We start from the raw sequence: 3,094 nt of genomic DNA, 5'->3' as shown, positions 1-3,094 counted from the left end.
GTACTGGGCTGCTCCTGCTGTGCACTCTAATCTTTTTGGAAAGCATCCATTAATACAATATAACGAAGCCAAAAGTATTTCCCTTTCCATCAGGGCTATTTAGCAGATACGGTAATTTAAAATTTAATTCGTAGTCGAATATGATTTATTTTTTTTAAAAAATCTCAAAACTTTTTATTTCATTCTGGGTTATTTATATAATTCACATTATACTAATCTTTTACAGATTAATTTGTTTGGTTTAAAAAAGGGATTTATGGATATAAATCCCTTTTCTTTTATGCGAATATTTTAAATCCTATATTAGCCCAATCAACATCACATCCATATTTTAGATGAACAGAAAACATTTCCTTTCTTCTTTTATTGCGACTGCAACTGTACTTCCTGCTTTTAAAACACTCGCCAATACCGTTGAAAACGAAAATTCATCATTTAAGATCCCTCCTTATTTAAAACCTGGTGATACCATCGGGATTACAAGTCCTGCAGGGTATATTACACAAGAACAGATCCAACCATCAGTTTTACAGATGCAAAGCTGGGGATTTACCATAAAAGTTGGCAATACTATTGGCAAACGCGATTTTACCTATGGTGGAACAGATGAGGAGAGATTAGCTGATTTTCAGCAAATGCTCGATGATCCAACAATTAAAGCTATTATGTGTGCCCGCGGTGGTTATGGTTTTGTACGGATAATCGATAAATTAGATTTCTCATCATTTAAAAGAAAGCCCAAATGGATTATCGGCTTTAGTGATATTACCGTTTTGCATTGCCRTTTGGCCAAAAATTATGGCATTGCCTCTATCCATTCTAAAATGTGCAATAGTTTTCCTGATGATTGGAGTAAAGCTGAACCTATACAGATTGAAACGATTTTATCTGTAAAAAATGCTTTAATCGGTGAGCAAATGGGTTACACCGCTCCTCCTAACGTAAATAACCAACAAGGAAAAGTTGATGGCATTTTAGTGGGCGGAAACCTGAGTATTATCGAAACTTTGGCAGGTAGCGATTCGGATTTAGATACAAAAGGTAAAATCCTTTTTATCGAAGATACGGGTGAATACCTTTATAGTATTGATAGAATGTTGTGGAACCTAAAACGCAGTGGCAAACTGAAAAATCTAAAGGGATTAATCGTTGGTGGTTTTAAAGTTAAACCCGATGATGTTGGCGAAGAATTCGGCAAAACCATTTATGATAGCGTTTTAGAAAAAGTAAAAGAATACAGTTATCCCATTGCTTTTGATTTCCCCGTGGGGCACCAACGAAATAATTTTGCTTTAAAATGTGGTGTAAACCATACCTTAATTGTAAACGAAACCGGCTCGGTATTACGAACGGTTTAACATCCACCATTATTCTATATGCGATCGTCACCCTGAATTTATTTCAGGGTCTTTATTGCAGGAAGATGCTGACCACGTAGTAGCTACAAGACAATTGAAAACACTATTTCTACTTGTAAAATAAATTCAGCATGACGATGTCTTTAATGTGAAATCCAACTAACATAAGATGCCTTAAATGGTCCAAAAAAACAGACAGACTAAACCTTATATTAAAACATAAATTTTGAGTGATCTCAAAGTTTTGAGCTTTCGTCTCAGCATTTTCCCCTTTGGTCTCAATTGTTAAAACGTGGCCTTAACCGGATATATTTTTGTGTTCAATAGTTCTATAGACACAAAATTTATTCGCCATGTGCAAATACATCAAATATATTGTCGTACTCATTTTGCTTGTAGCGCCTTATGCAATCAAAGCTCAGGATATTCCACAAGTTTGGGATCTAAAAACTGCTATCGAGTATGCCAAAGAAAAAAACATCAGCATCAATACCTTAAAGCTGAGTTCTCAAACGGCAGAGCAAAATTTAATCGCTTCAAAAGCAGCGGTACTCCCAGATTTATCCGGAAATGTTTCCCAGGCCATTACCAATTATAAATCGGGTTTACAGAATACCAGTGGTTTTGGCTTAAGTTCAGATATGACGCTGTACAATGGAAGTTATTTAAAAAATGACATCAAGGCTAAAGAACTTACCTTACAGACCGCAAATCTATCGGTAGAAGCAGCCAAAAACGACATTACCATCTCCATCACCCAGGCTTATCTGAATATTTTATTGGCCAGAGAAAACATCACCTATTTAAAAGATCTGTTAACCACCAGCGAGGCTCAGGTTAAACAATCAGAACAACAATATAAGTTTGGAACCATTGCCAAAAAAGATTTGTTGCAGTTACAGGCTACTTACGCCAATGATAAATATACTCTGATTACTGCACAAAATACTTTACAGCAAAATATTTTAACCTTAAAGCAACTGTTACAATTGCCTACAGCTACTCCTTTTGAAGTAAGTACAACCGATACGGTTGTAGTAGCCCCCGCATTGGATAATTTAGCTTCGGCACAAGATCAGGCATTGCGTACCCGTCCGGAAATTAAAAGTGGAGAATTAAATATACAGCTTCAAACCACCGAACTGGCCAAAGCAAAATCTACCTTACGTCCAACGCTGAGTTTAGGTGGATCGCTAAATACAGGTTATAACAATAATAATATCGGCGGCTACGGCTATCAGCTTAATAATAGTTTTTACCAAAACTTAGGTTTAACGCTTTCAATTCCGATTTTTGATAGAAAAGTAACCAAAACAAATGTTGCCAAGGCTAATATTGGCATTGAGCAGGCCCGCTTATCGCTTTTAGATGCCAAAACAACATTAACTCAAAATGTAGAACGTGCTTACATTAATGTACAGAACGCAAACAGCCAGTATGCTGCAGCACAAGAGCAGTTTAACTATACTGGCGAGGCTTTACGCATTTCGAATGCAGCCTTAAAAGAAGGCACCAACAATATTGTAGAAAACCTGCAACAGAAAAATTTATATGTGCAGGCTTTACAGGCCTTTGTTCAGGCTAAATATACAGCAAGCCTTTATACCAAGATCTATAATTTTTACACAGGAGTTCCTATTACTAACTAAAATACATGATGATGGCTACCGCCTAGTCTACTTAATATTTGAATCATGAAAAAGAAAACAATATTTATTATCATCGGTATCGCAGTT

Annotated in this window: 2 protein-coding genes; both read left to right on the top strand. The window is 36.1% G+C overall.

All coding sequences use genetic code 11. The features are described 5' to 3' along the window. Positions 1–335: 335 nt before the first annotated feature. Positions 336–1,358, top strand: a complete 1,023-nt coding sequence (locus tag AC1DPQ_RS22830; protein ID WP_477610970.1) for a S66 peptidase family protein — start codon at positions 336–338, stop codon at positions 1,356–1,358. A 353-nt stretch (positions 1,359–1,711) separates the two neighbouring features. Then, positions 1,712–3,007 (top strand): TolC family protein, encoded by a 1,296-nt coding sequence (locus AC1DPQ_RS22825; protein WP_477610969.1) that lies wholly within the window; start codon positions 1,712–1,714, stop codon positions 3,005–3,007. Positions 3,008–3,094: the final 87 nt, after the last annotated feature.

The organism is Pedobacter sp. 01T416_2, assembly GCF_056398925.1.
Note: the sequence above shows the minus strand (reverse complement) of the source record. Positions and strands in the feature narration are given on the sequence as shown.

Bases quoted from the DNA above. Each gene is read 5' to 3' on its own strand.
- AC1DPQ_RS22825 (WP_477610969.1), top strand. From the start codon at position 1,712: ATGTGCAAATACATCAAATATATTGTCGTACTCATTTTGCTTGTAGCG.